This is a genomic window from Paenibacillus sp. JZ16 (assembly GCF_015326965.1).
Lineage (GTDB): Bacteria > Bacillota > Bacilli > Paenibacillales > Paenibacillaceae > Paenibacillus_AQ.
The window spans coordinates 5945407-5963316 of record NZ_CP017659.1; the positions used below are offsets into that span (position 1 = coordinate 5945407).

Annotated in this window: 15 protein-coding genes; 12 read left to right on the plus strand and 3 right to left on the minus strand. The window is 50.3% G+C overall.

Going from position 1 to position 17910, the window contains the following annotated elements; translation table 11 throughout:
* Nucleotides 1-21 precede the first annotated feature (21 nt).
* On the minus strand, nucleotides 22-1530 hold the full coding sequence (locus BJP58_RS26575; protein WP_194541281.1) for an ABC transporter permease: 1509 nt from the start codon (nucleotides 1528-1530) through the stop codon (nucleotides 22-24).
* A 13-nt stretch (nucleotides 1531-1543) separates the two neighbouring features.
* Complete coding sequence (locus tag BJP58_RS26580; RefSeq protein WP_194541282.1) at nucleotides 1544-2986, minus strand: ABC transporter permease; 1443 nt, start codon at nucleotides 2984-2986, stop codon at nucleotides 1544-1546.
* A 147-nt stretch (nucleotides 2987-3133) separates the two neighbouring features.
* Here BJP58_RS26580 and BJP58_RS26585 point away from each other — a divergent pair, with 147 nt between their 5' ends.
* The 12 genes from BJP58_RS26585 to BJP58_RS26640 all read left to right on the plus strand — a co-directional run bounded on the left by BJP58_RS26585 (nucleotide 3134) and on the right by BJP58_RS26640 (nucleotide 16892).
* A complete protein-coding gene (locus BJP58_RS26585; RefSeq protein WP_194541283.1) occupies nucleotides 3134-4876 on the plus strand; it encodes an ABC transporter ATP-binding protein in 1743 nt (580 codons plus the stop codon).
* A 334-nt stretch (nucleotides 4877-5210) separates the two neighbouring features.
* Nucleotides 5211-5846 (plus strand): SGNH/GDSL hydrolase family protein, encoded by a 636-nt coding sequence (locus BJP58_RS26590; RefSeq protein ID WP_194541284.1) that lies wholly within the window; start codon nucleotides 5211-5213, stop codon nucleotides 5844-5846.
* Between the two features lie 367 nt (nucleotides 5847-6213).
* The gene (locus BJP58_RS26595; protein ID WP_071221205.1) at nucleotides 6214-7335 is read left to right on the plus strand and encodes a sugar ABC transporter substrate-binding protein; all 1122 of its coding nucleotides are present in this window, start codon (nucleotides 6214-6216) and stop codon (nucleotides 7333-7335) included.
* An 87-nt stretch (nucleotides 7336-7422) separates the two neighbouring features.
* Nucleotides 7423-8970: a sugar ABC transporter ATP-binding protein gene (locus tag BJP58_RS26600; RefSeq protein ID WP_233354777.1), complete on the plus strand. Its 1548-nt coding sequence runs from the start codon at nucleotides 7423-7425 to the stop codon at nucleotides 8968-8970.
* Nucleotides 8967-9962: an ABC transporter permease gene (locus BJP58_RS26605; protein ID WP_071221204.1), complete on the plus strand. Its 996-nt coding sequence runs from the start codon at nucleotides 8967-8969 to the stop codon at nucleotides 9960-9962. The genes BJP58_RS26600 and BJP58_RS26605 overlap by 4 nt, the downstream gene beginning before the upstream one ends.
* A 232-nt stretch (nucleotides 9963-10194) precedes the next feature.
* Nucleotides 10195-10650 (plus strand): acyl-CoA thioesterase, encoded by a 456-nt coding sequence (locus BJP58_RS26610; RefSeq protein WP_194541285.1) that lies wholly within the window; start codon nucleotides 10195-10197, stop codon nucleotides 10648-10650.
* A gap of 50 nt (nucleotides 10651-10700) precedes the next feature.
* The gene (locus BJP58_RS26615; RefSeq protein ID WP_194541286.1) at nucleotides 10701-11699 is read left to right on the plus strand and encodes a Gfo/Idh/MocA family protein; all 999 of its coding nucleotides are present in this window, start codon (nucleotides 10701-10703) and stop codon (nucleotides 11697-11699) included.
* A 126-nt stretch (nucleotides 11700-11825) separates the two neighbouring features.
* On the plus strand, nucleotides 11826-12902 hold the full coding sequence (locus BJP58_RS26620) for a Delta(5) desaturase DesA (RefSeq protein WP_194541287.1): 1077 nt from the start codon (nucleotides 11826-11828) through the stop codon (nucleotides 12900-12902).
* Nucleotides 12903-13001: 99 nt separating this feature from the next.
* Nucleotides 13002-14135 (plus strand): sensor histidine kinase, encoded by a 1134-nt coding sequence (locus BJP58_RS26625; RefSeq protein WP_194541288.1) that lies wholly within the window; start codon nucleotides 13002-13004, stop codon nucleotides 14133-14135.
* Complete coding sequence (locus tag BJP58_RS26630; protein ID WP_071221199.1) at nucleotides 14132-14734, plus strand: response regulator transcription factor; 603 nt, start codon at nucleotides 14132-14134, stop codon at nucleotides 14732-14734. Before BJP58_RS26625 ends, BJP58_RS26630 begins: the two co-directional genes overlap by 4 nt.
* Before the next feature lie 367 nt (nucleotides 14735-15101).
* The gene (locus BJP58_RS26635; protein WP_194541289.1) at nucleotides 15102-16322 is read left to right on the plus strand and encodes a cation:proton antiporter; all 1221 of its coding nucleotides are present in this window, start codon (nucleotides 15102-15104) and stop codon (nucleotides 16320-16322) included.
* Between the two features lie 81 nt (nucleotides 16323-16403).
* Nucleotides 16404-16892, plus strand: a complete 489-nt coding sequence (locus tag BJP58_RS26640; protein WP_194541290.1) for a cation:proton antiporter regulatory subunit — start codon at nucleotides 16404-16406, stop codon at nucleotides 16890-16892.
* A gap of 214 nt (nucleotides 16893-17106) precedes the next feature.
* Here the strand turns inward: BJP58_RS26640 and BJP58_RS26645 are convergent, their stop codons facing one another.
* A complete protein-coding gene (locus BJP58_RS26645; protein WP_194541291.1) occupies nucleotides 17107-17853 on the minus strand; it encodes a class I SAM-dependent methyltransferase in 747 nt (248 codons plus the stop codon).
* Between the last annotated feature and the right edge of the window lie 57 nt (nucleotides 17854-17910).

Below are 17910 nucleotides of genomic sequence, written 5' to 3' on the forward strand. Positions count from 1 at the left end.
GTGCCGAGGGCACGAAAAGTTTTAATCCAGTTTAGGATCCAGGGCATCCCGCAGTCCGTCGCCAAGGAAGTTGAAGGACAGGACAAGCCCAATGATGGCTAGACCCGGATAAATGGCCAAGTAGGAATGCGTCTCAAGATACGTGCTTCCGATCTTCAGGATATTCCCCCATTCCGGGATGTGCGGCTCAACGCCGAGACCCAGATAACTCAAGCTGCTCGTCGAGATGACGGCTGCACCAATGGTTAGCGTAGATTTGACAATCATGGGTGCAAGCGAGTTAGGAACAATATGCTTGAATATAATCGAGAAATTGCTGGAGCCGAAAGCTCTGGCCGCATCGACATATTCAAAGGTGGAGACCAGGAGCACGTTCGCCCTCATGGTTCTCGCATAAGTCGGAATTGCGCCTACGCTGAGCGCCAGGATGAGATTGACGGTGTTGGCTCCGAATGCAGCAATGATCGCAATGGCGAGCAGGATGCCCGGAATGGCGTACAGCACGTCCAGCAAACGCATGATGATGTTGTCGGTATGGCGGCCATAGTAGCCGGAGATGGCACCGAGAACACCGCCGATGACAACCGGGATCGCTGTAGAGGCAAATCCGACGATCAGCGAGATTCGGGCACCGAATACGATTCGGGAGAACAAATCCCGGCCGAAGTTGTCCGTACCGAATGGGTACACAAGGCTTGGCGGCTGCAGGATGGCACTGTAATTGTTATCGATCGCGATGCTGTAATCAAAGGTAAACAGACTGCTTACCGACAGACAGAATAGGAAGATCACAAAGAACAGTCCGGACATGGCCGCCTGGTTGGCAGTAAGCTTCACCCACACGTCGCCCCAGCGGGTCATCGCCGGATTGCCGTTCTTGCGTATTTTCGCAAGCAGGTTGATGCCGAGCACCAAGGCAAAAATATTACCCGTCACCGCAGTCAGAATGAGCGGAAAGGCAAGCCAGGCCATCCGGGGAGGTGCAGAATTCGTTGTAACATATCGGGCAACGAGTATAAGCGCGATCAGCTGAATGACTGCAATAATCAGAAGCAAGGCCATCGCTGGCAGGAATGTATTCGAGACGTAAGGCTTAAACAGATTCAGTGCCGAGACCGCAATGACAAACAGCTGGGTTAACAGCATGTAGACGGCAATGGTATATTCAGGAGGCTTCTGTTTTTTTATCAGATTGAAACCGAACGTGACGGTAAACAGATTTCCTGTGACAATGCTCAGCAGCTGAATGTATCCCAGGATCCTTGTCGAGCGCCGGATTTCTCCCTGGCTATGAAGATCTCTGCGGATCAACAGCGTAATGATGATCTGAATGATGGTGAACAATGCATATGCCGCAAAGGCGGCGAACACCCACGGTTTGATGGTTCCCCCAGTGAAATCAAAGCTGTTCAGAAGCAGGATCACCGTTAAGGTCAAAGAAATAACCCATGTGAAGCTGGCTTGACTGTACTCGTGTGAGGATTTCAGCTGGTGTTTGGTTTCTTGTTTAGAAAGAAGCTTCTTGATCATGAGTACACCTGCTTTAGTATTGTTTCATCTTGGACCTGATCCGTGGATCGAAGAACGCGTACAAGATATCAATGATGACGTTCACCAGCGATATGGTAATGGCGGTGTATACCACGCCGCCCATTATGGCCGGGATGTCAGGGATGAATTGTTTATCGACGATGTAGCTGCCGATTCCGCTGATGTTGAATACCTTCTCCGTAACGGCAGAGCCGCCGAGCATTCCGCCGAACTGAAGTCCGATGACCGTAATGATCGGAATGATGGCGTTGCGGACAGCATGCTTCATCAGAATGGTGCCCTTGCTGAGCCCCTTCGCTCTGGCCGTGATCATGTAATCTTCATTTATAACCTCCAGCGTAGAGGAGCGCGTCATTCTCGCTACCGAAGCGGTAAGTCCGGTACCGAGCACGATCACCGGCATGATCATGGACAACCAGTTCTCAGGGTTAAAGGTGGCGGGGAGCCACTGCAGCTTGATCGAGAAATTCAGGATGAAGATCAGTCCCTGCCAGAAGTTTGGAATGGACAGCCCGATCAGCGCGATAAACATAAACGTATAATCAAAAAACGAATTTGGTCTCGTAGCCGAGATAATCCCGATCGGCAATGCGATCACAATCGCGATAATCAGGGAAATGACCGTAAGCGTCAGCGTAATCGGGAACTTTCTGGCGATGCTTGAAGTAATCTCTTCATTGCCCGAGAAGGATTTGCCGAGATCGAAGTAGGCGATTCCTTTAATGTTGTTCCACAGCTGCGTGAGATAGCCCTGATCCAGTCCGTGCATTTTGTTAAAAGCCGCGATCTGTTCCGGCGTTGCCGTCTCGCCCAGAATGTTGGCCGCCGGGTTGAACGGCGACAAGTGGAGAATCGTAAAGACGAGCACCGCTACCCCGAAGATAACGAAGATCGTCATCACGAGTCTCTCCAGAATATATTTCAGGTAAGGATTGCTGTACAAAAAAATAAGGATGTACATCAGCAAGCCCGGAATAAGTGATATAATGAAGAACAACGGATTCTCGATGAGAGAACCAAACGTATCGGCCATGGTCAACCGTTTCCGGTTGCTCAGTTTCAGTTCCTTGACAGTCCGTTCCTTAAGGACTTCCCGGAATCTTGCTTCTACGATTTTGTCGACTTCCTGCCGAAGCTGCCCCTCATTGACTTTTTGCTTGAAGAAGTCGTGCTTGCGCTCCTGCTGCTCCATAATCTCGGAGTGAAGGGCCTCCAGATCTCCGGCAGCCAGCATCTCGCTGCGTATGCGGTTCTCAGCCGCCGCGTAGTCGTCCTTCTTTCTCTGAACCAAATAAAATAGGAAGACCACGAGATTCACGGGCGCTCCCAATAATAATAGTAAGTATCTATAAGAAGGATTCAGAAGGATCTTACTGTATGTGCTGCTTATCGAACCTATGAGTCTGTTTGGTCTTGCTGCTTCTGTCCCCCCCATAAGCTGCCTTTCCTCCTTGTTTCAAATTGCATTATTCCGAGTGATATAGTATATTTTATTTTAGCCTATTTTAAAAGTCAATAGATTATAAGAGTTGTAGATGATATTACTTTAATGACATAAACGCATAATGGCAGGTGAGCAGAGTTGGAACCGATATTGCAGGTTAGAAATTTGAGTGTAGCCTTTCAATCCCGTGATTCAGAATTTCACGCGGTGCGTGGGGTCAGCTTTGAAGTGAAGAAAGGGGAAACGCTCGGAATCGTTGGGGAATCGGGAAGCGGCAAAAGCGTCACCGCACGCTCGATCATGCGGCTGCTGCCTTCCCCGCCTTCTTATATGAAGGATGGGGAGATTCTGTTCCTTGGCCAGAACCTGGCGGAGAAAACCGAGAAAGAGATGGAGAGCATCCGCGGTCGCGATATCGGGATGATTTTTCAGGATCCGATGACCTCGCTTAATCCGACGATCCGAATCGGGGAACAAATATCAGAGAGCCTGGTCAAACACCAGAAGCTGTCCAAGCAGGAAGCGAAGCAGCAGGCGCTTGAGATGCTGAAGCTGGTCGGCATCCCGAACAGCGAAGCGCGTTATAATCAATATCCGCACGAGTTCTCGGGCGGCATGCGGCAGCGGGTGATGATCGCCATCGCCCTGGCGTGCAGACCTGCGCTGCTGATCGCGGACGAGCCGACGACGGCGCTTGACGTAACCATTCAGGCCCAGATCCTCAATCTGATGAAAAATATGCAGGAGCGCTTCGGTTCTTCCATTATATTGATCACGCATGACCTCGGCGTTGTTGCGGGCATGTGCGACCGTGTGGCGGTAATGAAGGACGGCGTGATTGTCGAGACGGGAACGACGGAGGAAATTTTCGAGAACCCTCAGCATCCCTACACCTTGAAGCTGTTAAACGCGCTTCCGCGCCTGGACGAGAAGAAGAAAGCGAAGCCCGCGCCGATCATCGTGCCAAGCACGGATTACAAGGGACCTCTGTTAGAGGTTAAATCCTTGAAGCAGTATTTTGATATGGGCAAAGGTAATGTGCTTAAAGCGGTGAATGATATCAGCTTTCACATTCAGGCTGGGGAAACGCTCGGGGTTGTCGGGGAATCCGGCAGCGGAAAATCGACGACGGGACGAGCCATCCTTCGCCTTCACCAGCCAACAGGCGGAGAAGTGCTGTATCAAGGAATGTCCGTAAATCGACTTTCTCCTTCGGAAATGAAGGCCATGCGGCGCCATATGCAGATGATTTTCCAGGATCCGTATGCCTCGCTCAACCCGAGATTGAAGGTGGTGGACATTATCGGCGAAGCGCTGGATGTCCACAAATTGACCGGCAGTAAGCAGGAGCGGAAGAAACGGGTCGAGGAGCTGCTGGATATGGTCGGATTGGATCCGGCCTATGCCACGCGCTACCCGCATGAATTCTCCGGAGGCCAGCGCCAGCGAATCGGGATTGCCCGGGCGCTTGCGGTGGAGCCGAAATTCATCGTGTGTGATGAGCCGCTCTCCGCGCTCGACGTGTCGATCCAATCGCAGATCGTGAAGCTGCTGGAGGAACTGCAGCATCGTCTGGGCTTGACCTATCTGTTTATTGCGCACGACCTGTCGATGGTGAAGCATATCAGCGATCGCGTTGCCGTTATGTATATGGGCAAAATCGTGGAGCTGGCTGAAAGCGAAGAGCTGTACTCCAATCCGCAGCATGATTATACGAAGTCCTTGCTCGCGGCGATTCCGGTACCCGATCCGAAGATCGAATCCAAGAAGAAACGAGTACTGCTGGAAGAGCGCACCGGTGAGGACAAATATAACCTCGAGCATTCGGAGCTTGTGGAAGTATCGGAAGGCCATTGGGTGGCTATGCCAACCGGAGCTTAAGCGAACTATAACAGAACCTGTCCCGATTTTGGGGCAGGTTTTTATATGAGTAAATAAGAATAAACTTCAGATACTTATTAGCATCCTCATCTCACAAGAAAAGCTTCCGCTTAAAGCGGACTGTCTCCTGAGAAGATGCGTAGATACACGTTGTTCTCTTCCAATGAGTCATGCCAAAAAATTCGCTCATAAATCGACGATTTGCATGGTACATAAAAAGGAATTGAGCCCTGCATGGCAAATATTTAATGCTAGGAAGCGTTCTCACGAGAAATGAGCCTACGGATTTCCAATTGTACGTACATTAGCAACATACCGATGAGGAGGAAGTGGAATGAATCGTTTGCAGCAAGGGGATGTCGTATTATTTCAAGGAGACAGCATTACGGATTGCGGTCGCGACCGGAACTTTTCCGGCAGCTTGGGGAACGGATACCCGCTATTGATCGACTCGTTGTTCGGCATGAAATTTCCTGAGTTAAACGTAACCTTTTTGAATAGAGGGATCAGCGGAAACCGGGTCGTCGACTTGAATGCTAGATGGCAGGAGGATTGCCTGGACCTGAAACCGGACTGGGTATCCATCTATATCGGAATCAATGACACTTGGCGCCGGTATGATAGCGGGGACCCGACAAGCACCGAGGATTACAAAGCCGGCTACCGTAAATTGATCGAACGCACCAAAGGGGCGCTTGACGCCAAGCTGATTCTGGTTGAGCCGTTCGTGCTGCCGCATCCGGAGGATCGCAGAGTTTGGCGCGAGGATCTGGATCCGAAAATCACGGCCGTTCGCGAATTAGCAGTGGAATACGGGGCGCTGCTTGTGCCGCTGGACGGATTGTTTGCTGCGGCGTCGGCGCGCCGCGAAGCTGCCTACTGGGCGCCGGACGGCGTGCATCCGTCACCGGCCGGACACGGGTTGATCGCGAAGGCTTGGCTTGAAACGATGGGCGTTCGTTTGGATTAATTCATTTGTCAGCGAAAAGCGGAATGCAAATGCTGCAGGATAAGCTTGGGTGAGCTGATCGATTAGGATGGGTAAAGAGCTCGGGGGGTGAATCACTGCCTTCCCGAGCTCTTTTTTTCTGATAGGATTTGCACGGGATATGAAATATGAGCGAGCCGCTACCGATACATATCAAATGGGGCTGGCGTTTGGAATGAAAGCGTCCCGAAGGCAGAACGAGAGTTAGAAATAACTTTCATTTTTTTTGCCATTGTGGTGTAATGCATTAAAGCGAGAAAATAAGGGTTGACGCCTCTAATTAAATCCTATAGGATTACTTGTATTAATTAGTATAGTCCTTTTAACGGAAAACAGGGGGAGAGAGAACATGAAAGGCAGTAAACACGTAAGGAAATTAACCGCGCTGGTGCTAGCGTTTATGATTGTCTTAACCGGCTGTGCTGAATCGGGCAGCGGCGGCGGTAGTGGAGCAGGCAATCTGGCGGACAAGGTCGAGAACCTGCCGGCAGGCATTGCCGAGAAGGATCCGGTGAAATTGATGGTCGTCCGGAAAATCGGGGGCGATGATCATACGGCGCAATTTTTGGCAGGCGCGAAGCAGGAAGGCGAGGCTCTCGGGTTTAAGGTAGATACCTTCTCGGCGAACGGGGATTCCGCTAAATTCCACGATGCGATCGCCCAAGCCATTGACAGCGATTACGATGGATTTATCATTTCGCACGGAGATGATCCCGCATCCGTTCAAGACGTGAAGAAGATTACGGATAAAGGAATTCCTGTCGTTACCTTTGACTCCTTGCCGGAGATCGGCGACATTGCAGGGGTAACCCAGACGTCGCAGGATGATGAGCAGCTGGCGAAGCTGGCACTGGACAAGCTGGTCGAAGAGCAAGGGCCGGAAGCCAACATCGTCTACCTCTGGGTGGACGGATTCCCGCCGATGGTACGACGTAATGCCGTATACCAGGAAACGCTGAAGAACAATCCGGGCATCAAGGAAGTGGAGCGTTTCGGCGTGGCGAGCGACCAGACTTCGCTGGAAACGCAAAATGCGGTATCCGCCATCCTGACGAAGTATCCGAAGGGCGAAATCGATGCGATCTTCGCAACCTGGGATGCGTTCGCCATCGGCGCAGCCAGAGCGCTGGAGGAAGCGGGACGCACCGAGGTCAAGATTTACGGCATCGACGTATCCAACGCGGACCTGGAGCTGATCCAGAAGCCGGACAGCCCTTGGGTGGCCACCGCAGCCGTAGATCCGAAAACGATCGGCGCGATCAACGTCCGTTTGCTTGCTAAAAAGATTGCCGGCGAGGAAACGCCTGCCACGGTCAATCTGGAGCCTGTATTGATCGAACGCTCCAGCCTTGAGGGTGCAGCCGAAGCAGTCAACATGGTCAACCTGGCGGATATTATCCCTAGCTGGGGGACGAGCACCGAATTCGAAGAGGACTGGATGAAGGCGTTGAAAGAAGCAAGCGGCAAATAAACAGCATTATTCATACAGGCGCTCTTGTCGGTCATCGATAAGGGCGCCCTATCCTATTTGAAGGGAAGAATACACTTGCGAAGCGTTATGGAGCCAACAACTGCCACATCGACCGACGTGTCGGATTCGGCACCCTTACTTCAAATGAAGCATATCTCAATCTCTTTTCCAGGCGTTAAGGCGTTAATCGATGTTGACTTTCAGGCGGTCGCAGGAACAGCACATGCATTAATTGGCGCGAATGGAGCAGGGAAATCTACATTAATGAAGATTCTATCGGGTGCTTACAACCATTATGAGGGCGAGATCTGGATCGATGGGAGCAAGGCAGACATTCGTTCCCCGAAGGAAGCGAAGGATCTGGGTATTCAGATCGTCTATCAAGAGGTGGATACGGCGCTCATTCCGAACCTGACGGTCGGAGAGAACATTATGCTCGACCGGACGGTTCACGATATGGGCAAGCGGCACCTGATCCGCTGGAAGGAGCTCCATCAGGAAGCTGAGTCGATTCTTGCACGGATGAACATCCGGGTTCCCGGCAAGAAGCTGATCTCGGAGCTGACGCTGGCGGAGAAGCAGATGGTGCTGATCGCAAGAGCCGTCTCCAAGCAGTGCCGGATTCTGGTTCTGGACGAGCCGACCGCGCCGCTCAGCCACAGCGAGACAGATCAGCTGTTCAAGCTGGTGCGCAAGCTGAAGCAGGATGGGGTTGGCATTATTTTCATCTCGCACCGCCTGCCGGAGCTGTATGAAATCTGCGATGATATTACGATCATGCGGGATGGTCAGCTGGTGAAGAGTGACCGCATTGCGAATATCGACCAGCCCAAAGTGGTGGAGTACATGCTGGGCTCCAGGATGGAGCAGCAGTTTCCCCATAGCCAGCGAGAGATCGGCTCCGTCTGCTTCGAGGTGAAGAACATGTTCGACCCAGGCAAAATCAACAGTGTTGACCTGCACATACGCAAGGGAGAAATCGTCGGCTTGGCCGGGCTGGTCGGGGCAGGGAAAACGGAGCTGTGCCGGGCGATATTCGGAGCATCCGACACATCAACCGGCGAGATCACGCTGAACGGGAATAAGCTCCGCATCCGCTCGCCGCACGATGCCGTCTCGCATGGCATCGCGCTGGTCCCCGAGGAACGCCGACGCGAAGGCGTCTTCGTGGAAGAGCCGGTGTCCGTCAATTTAACGGCTGCGGTGCTGTCCCGTTTTTCCAGATGGGGATCCTGGCTTAGCTTCAGCAAGGAAAAGCGGGCGGCGAGGGAGATTATCGAGTCGCTCGGAATTAAGACCCCGAACGAGCGGGCCCGAGTGAGAAACCTGTCCGGGGGCAACCAGCAGAAGGTGGCAATCGGCAAATGGCTGCTGGTCGACGCCGATGTGTATATTTTTGATGAGCCGACCAAAGGGGTTGACGTTGGCGCGAAGCGGGACATTTTTCATCTGGTGGCCGAGCTGGCCAAGCGGGGGAAGTGCGTGCTGTACGCCTCCAGCGAGCTGTCCGAAATCGTTGGCATCACGGATCGGGTGTATGTGATGTATGACGGCGGCATCACGAAGGAGCTGACGACGCAGTCATCCAACGAAGAGGAACTATTGCTTTACTGCACAGGAGGCGGATTAACATGAATACAGCAAGACCAATTAAGGAGAAGCCGGCGGCTAGTTTCGCTTTTGATTTTCTATATAAATACGGCACGTTGATCACGGTATTTGCACTTATTCTCGTATTCGGGACCGTCGCCGACAACTTTTTGAATACAAGCAACATTATTAACATACTCCGTTCGATCTCGATCGTGACGATTATTGCCGTGGGACTGACCGTATCGCTGGCCGTGGGCGGCTTTGACCTGTCCGTCGGCTCAACGGCGTCACTGGCGAACGCGCTGGTTATTTCCATGTTCGTCTGGCATGGGCAAAATATCGGCATCGGCATCGGCCTCACGCTGCTGTTCTGTCTAGCCGTCGGGCTGATCAACGCGTTTCTGGTCATCAATTTCAAGATCGACGACATGCTGATGACCCTGGCGACGATGTTTATCTTCCAGGGAATTGCCTTGACATATACCCGGGGCGCTACCATTTCCCAGAATATGATCCTGCCGAGCGGAGATTTTGCCACGGGTAAAATTCCGGCGGTGTTTGAGAAGATCGGGCAGGTGCCATGGATCATTATCATCATGGTGCTCGTGGTCCTCGTGGTCCATCTGTTCCTGACCTATACCAAACACGGACGGTATATGTACATGATCGGAGGCAACCGTGAAGCGGCAGCTTTATCCGGGATTCCGGTGAGCAAATACCGTTTGATTGCATACCTGGTCTCCGCATTGTTTGCCGCCATCGGCGGGATTATTCTCGGGGCTCGCGTCATGACGGCCGAGGTGGGCTCCGGCGGACCTTATCTGATGGATGCCGTCGCTGCGACCTTCATCGGATACTCCGTATTCGGAGCCGGCAAGCCGAACGCGCTCGGGACCTTTGTCGGCGCCGTTTTGATCGGCATATTGCAAAACGGTCTGATCATGCTGTCCGTGCCGTATTATGCAATGGATATCGTGAAGGGCTCGGTGCTGGCGTTGGCGCTTGCCTTAACTTACTATAAGAAGAGACATTGATGGCTAAGCGGCACGTATTTTGACCAACCTGTTCCATTCATCCTTATCAAGACCATCCCTCCGGTTATTCGCTCTGGAGTGGGTGGTCTTTTTTCATATCCGGCTGCATTCTGGCAGGTTATCCACGATTTGGTTAGGTAGTTGACGGACTGAACTTGTATTGACTATCCTTGTAGAAGACTGATTTAATTGTACATACATTTGTCTCTTACAGAGAGAAAGGGGACTCATCATGAAAAAAACAACCTTCATACAACCGGATCCCAAGGCTTGGCTGGACACGTTTCACTTTGAAATTCCGATAAAGATAAGGTACTGCGAAACGGATATGCTGGGTCATGTCAATAACGTCAGTTATTTCATGTATTTTGAGCAGGGACGCATTGAGTATTTCGAGAACCTGGGATTGACCGAGGATCTGTTCAGCAAACAAAAGGTGTCGGTGGTTGCGGATCTGGAATGCCAGTATCTTGCTCAATTGTATCTGAAGGACCCGCTTAAGCTTCATGTCCGGGTGGCTGAGATCGGGCGCTCCTCCATGGACGTCCAGTATGCGATCGTGGTGGACGGCACCTTAAAAGCAGCCGGTCGCGGAACCATTGTGCTCATCGACACCGCGACAGGTAAGAGTACGCCGATTCCGGATTCGGCACGCGAGCGGATTTCGACTTTTGAAGGATGGATGTAACGTAATGTGAAAGATCACTTATTATCAGATGAGAAGGGAAGGGATTAGGGATGAACATCCGTTTTGCCGTTATCGGCACAAACTGGATTACCGAGCGGTTTCTCCAAGCTGCTCTGGAGACGGAAGAATTTATACTTGCTGCCGTATACTCCCGTACGGAAGAGAAGGGCAGGGCTTTCGCGGCGAAGTACGCGGATCCCAAAGTGTATACGGATCTTGTGACGATGCTGCAGGATGACGAGATTGACGCAGTGTACATTGCGAGTCCGAATTCCTATCACGTAGATCAGGCGATATTATGCATGAACTACGGGAAGCATGTTCTGTGCGAGAAGCCGATGGCTTCTAACGCAGCCGAAGTGTCCGCCATGATAGAAGCAGCGAAGAATAACAACGTTCTGCTCATGGAAGCCCTGAAGTCGACGTTGATGCCGAATTTCAAGACCGTTAGGGACAACCTGTACAAGCTGGGTCCGATTCGGCGTTATTTTGCAAGCTATTGCCAATATTCTTCCCGTTACGATGCTTTCAAGCAGGGGACGGTGCTCAATGCGTTTAACCCCGAATATTCCAACGGCTCTCTTATGGATCTGGGGATTTATTGCCTGTATCCGATGGTCACCCTGTTCGGCAAACCGGACTCCGTCAAAGCTTCCGGTTATATGCTATCCTCCGGGGTTGATGGCGAGGGCAGCCTGCTGTTGTCCTATCCCGAGATGGATGCCGTGATCATGCACTCCAAGATCAGCGATTCCTATGCCCCTGCCGAAATCCAGGGCGAGAACGGCACGATGATTATCGACAAGATCAATCAGCCTTATGATGTGAAGATTCATTACAGAGACGGCACCATTGAGAACGTGACCCAGCTGCAGACCCATGAATCGATGTATTATGAAGCCCGGGAATTTATCGATTTAATCCAATGCGGCGAACGGGAAAGTGCAATCAATACCCATGCCAACTCCCTCATTACGGCCGAAATCATGCAGGAGGCCAGACGCCAGGTAGGACTGCGGTTTCCGGCCGATTCCCGGACCGATATATGATATTTGTCATACTCCCGAAATGACGTTTATGACTACGACGTGCGTGACATTCTATCTATAATTAGATTAGACAAGTGCGTGATGCATGTATAACGTCCTTGCGCCATTTCGAGGAGGAAGACAACTATGGCTAAATCCGATAACAAACTATCCAGCTTGAAAAAGAACGTTGCCCCTTATGAAGAAATTGACACAAAGGCGAGTATAGGTCAGCTTTTCAATACACTGGTTCCCTTGATATTGCTGTGGTATGCAGCCTATTTAAGTTTATCCGTATCATACTGGCTGACCATGCCCATAGCGATTATTGCATCGGGATTTGTTGTTCGGACGTTTATCATATTCCATGACTGTTGTCACGGATCTTTCTTTAAAAGCCGCCGGGCGAACAAAATTCTCGGTACGATTACAGGCGTTATTACATTGTGCCCTTACGAGCAATGGAAGAACACGCACGCGATTCATCACGCGACGAGCAGCAATCTCGATAAGCGGGGAATCGGCGATATGTGGGTATTGACCGTTGAAGAGTATGGAGCGGCTTCTTTTTGGCAGCGTTTATACTACCGGGTATACCGTAATCCGATCGTGATGTTCGGACTGGGTCCCATCGCCATATTTCTGGTATCCTACCGTTTTAACCGTAAAGGTGCGAGACGCAAGGAGAAAATCAGTAACTATATAACGAATATTTCGATTGTTGCACTGTATGCACTGCTGTGCTGGGCGATCGGATGGCAGGCCTTCCTGCTCGTTCAAGCTCCTATCTTCATGGTGTCGGGAATGCTTGGCATTTGGCTGTTCTATGTACAGCATCAATTCGAAGAAACGTACTACGAGCATGATGAAGAGTGGAGTTATATCAATGCAGCCGTAGAAGGCAGCTCTTATTACAAACTTCCGAAGGTTCTGCAATGGATCACGGGTAACATCGGCTTCCATCACGTTCACCATCTGAGCCCGAAGGTTCCTAATTACAACCTGGAGAAGGCGCATGAAGCTGCTCCTCCGCTGCAAAAGGCAACAACGATTACACTCAAAACCAGTTTGAAATCTATTCGTTTCCGTCTGTGGGATGAAGAGAAAAAGGTGTTTGTCACGTTTAAGGAAGCAAAGAAGTCGCTTCGAAAACCGAAGGAATCGGTATTGGCAAAAGCCGAGAAGAGCTTGGCGAGCAGCAGACCCAGAGTTCAGGGCGAGTAATTCCTTGCGGTTATGAGGTTATAATAGGAATAAATAAGAATAACGGGTGCGTTATACAGAAATGAGGACAAAGCTAGAACCGACAGAAGGTGGGACTCCATGCAGAAATGGTATCAGATATTTCATAAAAGTACGGGGCTGAGCCCTTATGTATGGGTCGTCTTCTATATCCTTCCGTTCTATTTCATCTTCCGGTCGACTTCTACCTATCAGGTCGTATTCGGTACGCTGATGATCCTGATGTTCTTTGCTTTCTACGTGCTTTCATTTCTGGCCAAAGGCTGGCTCGTCTACTTCTGGACGAGTCTGCAAATTCTGATATCGATTACGATGTCATTGGTATTCGGGTATATCTATTTCTCGTTGTTCCTCGCATTTTTTATCGGGAACATCAAGAACAAGGCCGGGTTTATCACGCTGTATTCGATCCATCTGGTCACGACCATCATTACGGTCAATTATGGATTGTTAACGCGGAATCCGTTCTTTATCACACAGCTGCCATTTGTGCTTGTCAGTGTAGTCGGGGTGATTCTGCTGCCCGTGACGAACTATAACCGGAATAAGAATGATCAGCTGCAGGGTCAGCTGGAGGATGCCAACAAACGGATTTCGGAACTGGTGAAGCTGGAGGAGCGTCAGCGGATTGCCCGCGATTTGCATGATACGCTCGGACAGAAGCTGTCTCTCATTGGCCTCAAAAGTGATTTGGCCGGTAAATTGATGACGCAGGATACGGAGAGAGCCCAGGCCGAGATCAACGATGTACGCCAGACGGCCAGAACGGCACTCAAGGAAGTGCGCGAGATGGTGACACGGATGCGGGGGACCCGGCTTACGGATGAAATTTTCCGCATTCAGCAAATTCTAAAGGCTGCCCAGATTGAATTAACCTTTGAGGGAACGCTGGAGCCGGAAAATCTGTCGTTAATGAATGAAAATGTGATCAGCATGTGCCTGAAAGAGGCCGTGAATAACATAGTGAAACATAGCAATGCCACGGCTTGCTCCATTGTGATCGAATCCACGGAAACGGATCTGATTGCGAGGGTGAAGGACAATGGAACAGGGTTCGTGACCGATGCGAGAAACCGCGGCAATGGACTGCGGGGAATGAGAGAACGGCTTGAATTCGTAAACGGAAGCATGGAGTTCACTTCCGGCGAGGGGACTACGCTGGTCCTACGTGTACCTAATGTGCTCAGAATGCCGGATAAGGAGGCGGGAATATGATCCGAATTGTCATAGCCGAAGATCAGCGATTGCTGCTTGGAGCCCTGGCCTCACTGCTTGATCTGGAAGAAGATATGCAGGTGGTCGGGACGGCAGGTAATGGGAAGGATGCCGTACAGCTTGTCAAACTTCATAAACCGGATATCTGCATCATGGATATTGAGATGCCGATGATGAACGGACTTGAAGCGGCTGAAGAACTAAAGGGCTCTGGCTGCAAGGTGATGATCTTGACAACCTTCGCCCGGCCGGGGTATTTTGAGCGTGCCGTGAAGGCCGGCGCCAACGCCTACCTCCTGAAGGACAGCCCGAGTGAGGAACTGGCGGCATCCATTCGGAGCATTATGGCCGGCAGACGAATATACGCCTCCGAGCTGGTGGATGAAGCGTATTCCGGCGAAGAGAATCCGCTGACGGAGCGGGAAAAGGAAGTGCTGGGCCTGATTGCGGACGGCAAGAACACGAAGGAAATTGCCAATCAGCTGTTTATTACAACGGGCACCGTCCGGAATTATATTTCCGTTATTCTTGATAAGCTTGGTGTCAGTAACCGGATCGAAGCGATTACGCGTTTTAAAGAAAAAGGTTGGTTTAAATAATCATCCGAAAATAGCCGGAAGCCCCGTGGTTGCAGCCACCGGGCTTCTTTTTTGTGTGGGTAAAGAGAAAGGGGATCGGCCACAAGGTCGTTTTTTTTCGCGATATATGTATTTTTTCACCTGGTATAGTATTCATTATTATGCATAAATATTCATTCCCATTCGTGAGGTAGAGTATTTGGATATAATTTATATTTTTTGGAAAGCATAAAATCACTAATAAAATTAAGTCTGTCCATTATGGAATGAATATAGCATTTATTGGGTTATCAAGCAAGAATACTGCTGTTACTTTGTAAATGTATGCATTTTTATGTATAATAGAAATGATTGCCAGAAGTCAAATTTGAGGAGGAGGAGGTCTTCTATGGACCATATGATGTTTGAGGTTGGAACTGCTCTGATGCTGGTTGCTATAGCCTCCGTAATTGCTGGAAAGCTCAAGTTCTCGATCATACCGTTCTTGATTGTGCTCGGGATGCTTGTCGGTCCGCATGCACCAACGATAGGGATTCTTGACTTTAAGTTCATCGAGAGCCAGGGGATCATCGATTTTCTGGGACAGATCGGTATTCTATTTCTGCTCTTTTACCTTGGTCTTGAATTTTCCGTTCAAAAATTGATCAAATCCGGAAAAAACATTGTGGTAGGCGGAACCGTATATGTAGTATTGAACTTCGTACTGGGTGTGGCTTACGGTTTCGTGATCAATATGCCTCTGTACGAGACGCTGATCATTGCAGGGATGCTGTCGGTTTCCTCCAGCGCCATTGTCGCTAAGGTTCTTGTGGATCTGCGGCGCACAGGGAATGCGGAGACGGAACTCATTCTCGGCATGATTTTGTTCGATGATATTTTTCTTGCCGTGTTCTTATCGATTATGTCGGGACTATTATTAGGCGGGGCTACATCGATAGGGGCAACCATCATCTCGGTTTGCATTTCCATAGGTTACATGCTGTTGTTCTTTGTTATTGCGAGAAAAGGCCCGCCTATACTTAACAAATTGCTGAATATTACGTCCAGCGAGATTTTCATTATCGTAGTATTCTCGTCGATGTTCTTTATTGCCGGGTTTTCGGAGACACTGCACGTAGCCGAAGCGATCGGCGCGCTGTTGTTCGGACTGGCTTTATCGGAGACGGATCATAGCGAACGGATCGAGCAGCTGGTCATTCCATTCCGTGATTTTTTTGGAGCCATCTTCTTCTTCAGCTTCGGTCTCGGCATCGACCCGACCACGCTTGGGAATGCGCTATGGCTTGCTCTTGGCGCCGTGGTATTGACCATTATCGGCAACCTGGTCGCAGGCATGATAGCGGGCCGGAAGGCCGGATTATCGCATAAATCGTCGCTTAACATCGGATTGACCATTATGGCTCGCGGGGAATTCACGATCATCGTTGCGAATCTGGGACTAGCCGGCGGACTGTCGGCTATGCTGAAACCATTCTCGGCCCTCTATGTTCTGATTCTTGCGATTCTTGGTCCTCTTCTAGCCAAGGAGTCAAAACGTATCTACCGCGGAGCGAATAAAATATTCAAATGGAGCGAGCCTGTGGAGAAAGTAAAAAAAAGGAAGGCGTAAGGCTGCTGGGCTGATTTACTTTCTTCCAACTAATCTATATAATCTAGAGATTGAATTAACCCCAGAACGGAGGATTTTCACATGAGTATTATTCGCGAATCTGACCTGCCGGGTATCGGTAAGAAATTCCTTATTCAGGCGAGATCAGGGGATAAGCTGGTTATTGTTATTCATGACGATGGCCGAAGAGAGCTGTACCATTTTGAAGATGACGATCCTGAGGAGACCATCTCCCAGATTACATTAGAGGATGATGAGGCTAGACAAATCGCCGGCATCATCGGCGGCATGACGTATAAACCGAAAGCGCTCGAGACCATCGAGGTGACACTCGAGGATCTGATCATCGAATGGGCACGCATCGAGCCGCATTACAAAAGCGTCGGACAATCCATTGCGGGGCTTCAGGTTCGTCAACGTACAGGTGCTAATGTATTAGCGATTGTGAACAAGAAAGAGCAGAAAATCAATCCGGGTCCGGATGACATCCTGACAGCGGGATCGACGCTGGTGCTTGCGGGCGAGCGTAAGCAGATCAAGCAGCTGAAAGAACTGCTGGTTAACGGCTAATATTGCTCCTTCGTGGATGCGAAGATAACCATACCGAAAGCAAGCTCCTCCTTTTGCGGGGGGGCTTGCTTTTTTATGTGGAGGGGAACCTATTCATCAAAGGGATGATATCCGAAGCTGTTGTGCATAAGAAAAAGCGCCAAGGTCTCGTCCCTTTGCGCTTTTTCTGTTTAACAGCGGGATGCTGCGGATTATGGATTGCCAGAGGGGCCGGTTATTTCCGGGCCACGATCATAAACCGGGCGGAATTCGTCCGGATTCCCCGATCTGTGCGATGGTCTCTGATAAACTGCTGCAGGATGCGAAAATCCGATTCCTCCTGTCCAAATCCGGGGATAATGGGCGTGTGCTTCAGCAAAAAGATAAGATCCTCTTCACGTTCATAGTATTCATCCGCATCGTATTCGGCATATTGGATATTGCGGAACCCGGCAAGCCGAAGTTCCTCCATATATTGATCCTTTAAGGCACCGTCTTCACGGGAGGATTGCCCTCTGCCAAAGGCTTGAGCCAGATTGGCTTTATCAGATTCGCGAACCTGCTGCGTCAAAAACACGCCATCCTCTTCCAGTACTCTCCCCACCTCTGATGCACGAAAAGGGGAGTGTCTGCAGGAGATCAGATTGAAAAACGCCTCCGGAAATTGAAGCGACTCTGCATCCATCTGCATAAAGCGTACATTGGAAGCTGCAGCCTTCCGTTTATTACTCTGGGCAGTTTCTATCATCGAATGGGAAAGATCGATTCCAACTAGCAATGCCGGCTTTGAGGCGATGGACAACAAGCTCTCTCCTCCACCAGTGCCGATATCAAGCACAACATCGGATGATGTGCACCGCTTGCTTACCTCATCGTAAAAATTCCACTCCACGCCCTCCGAGATACATCTGAGCTGGCTGAAGTCCCAGCCGTTTAAGGCCCCTACGATATCATAAAACTGCTTGTATTCCTGTGAATTCATTTATATTGTTCACCTTCCATTTGAGATAAAATGGGATGCTGAAAACAGATCGTCTCT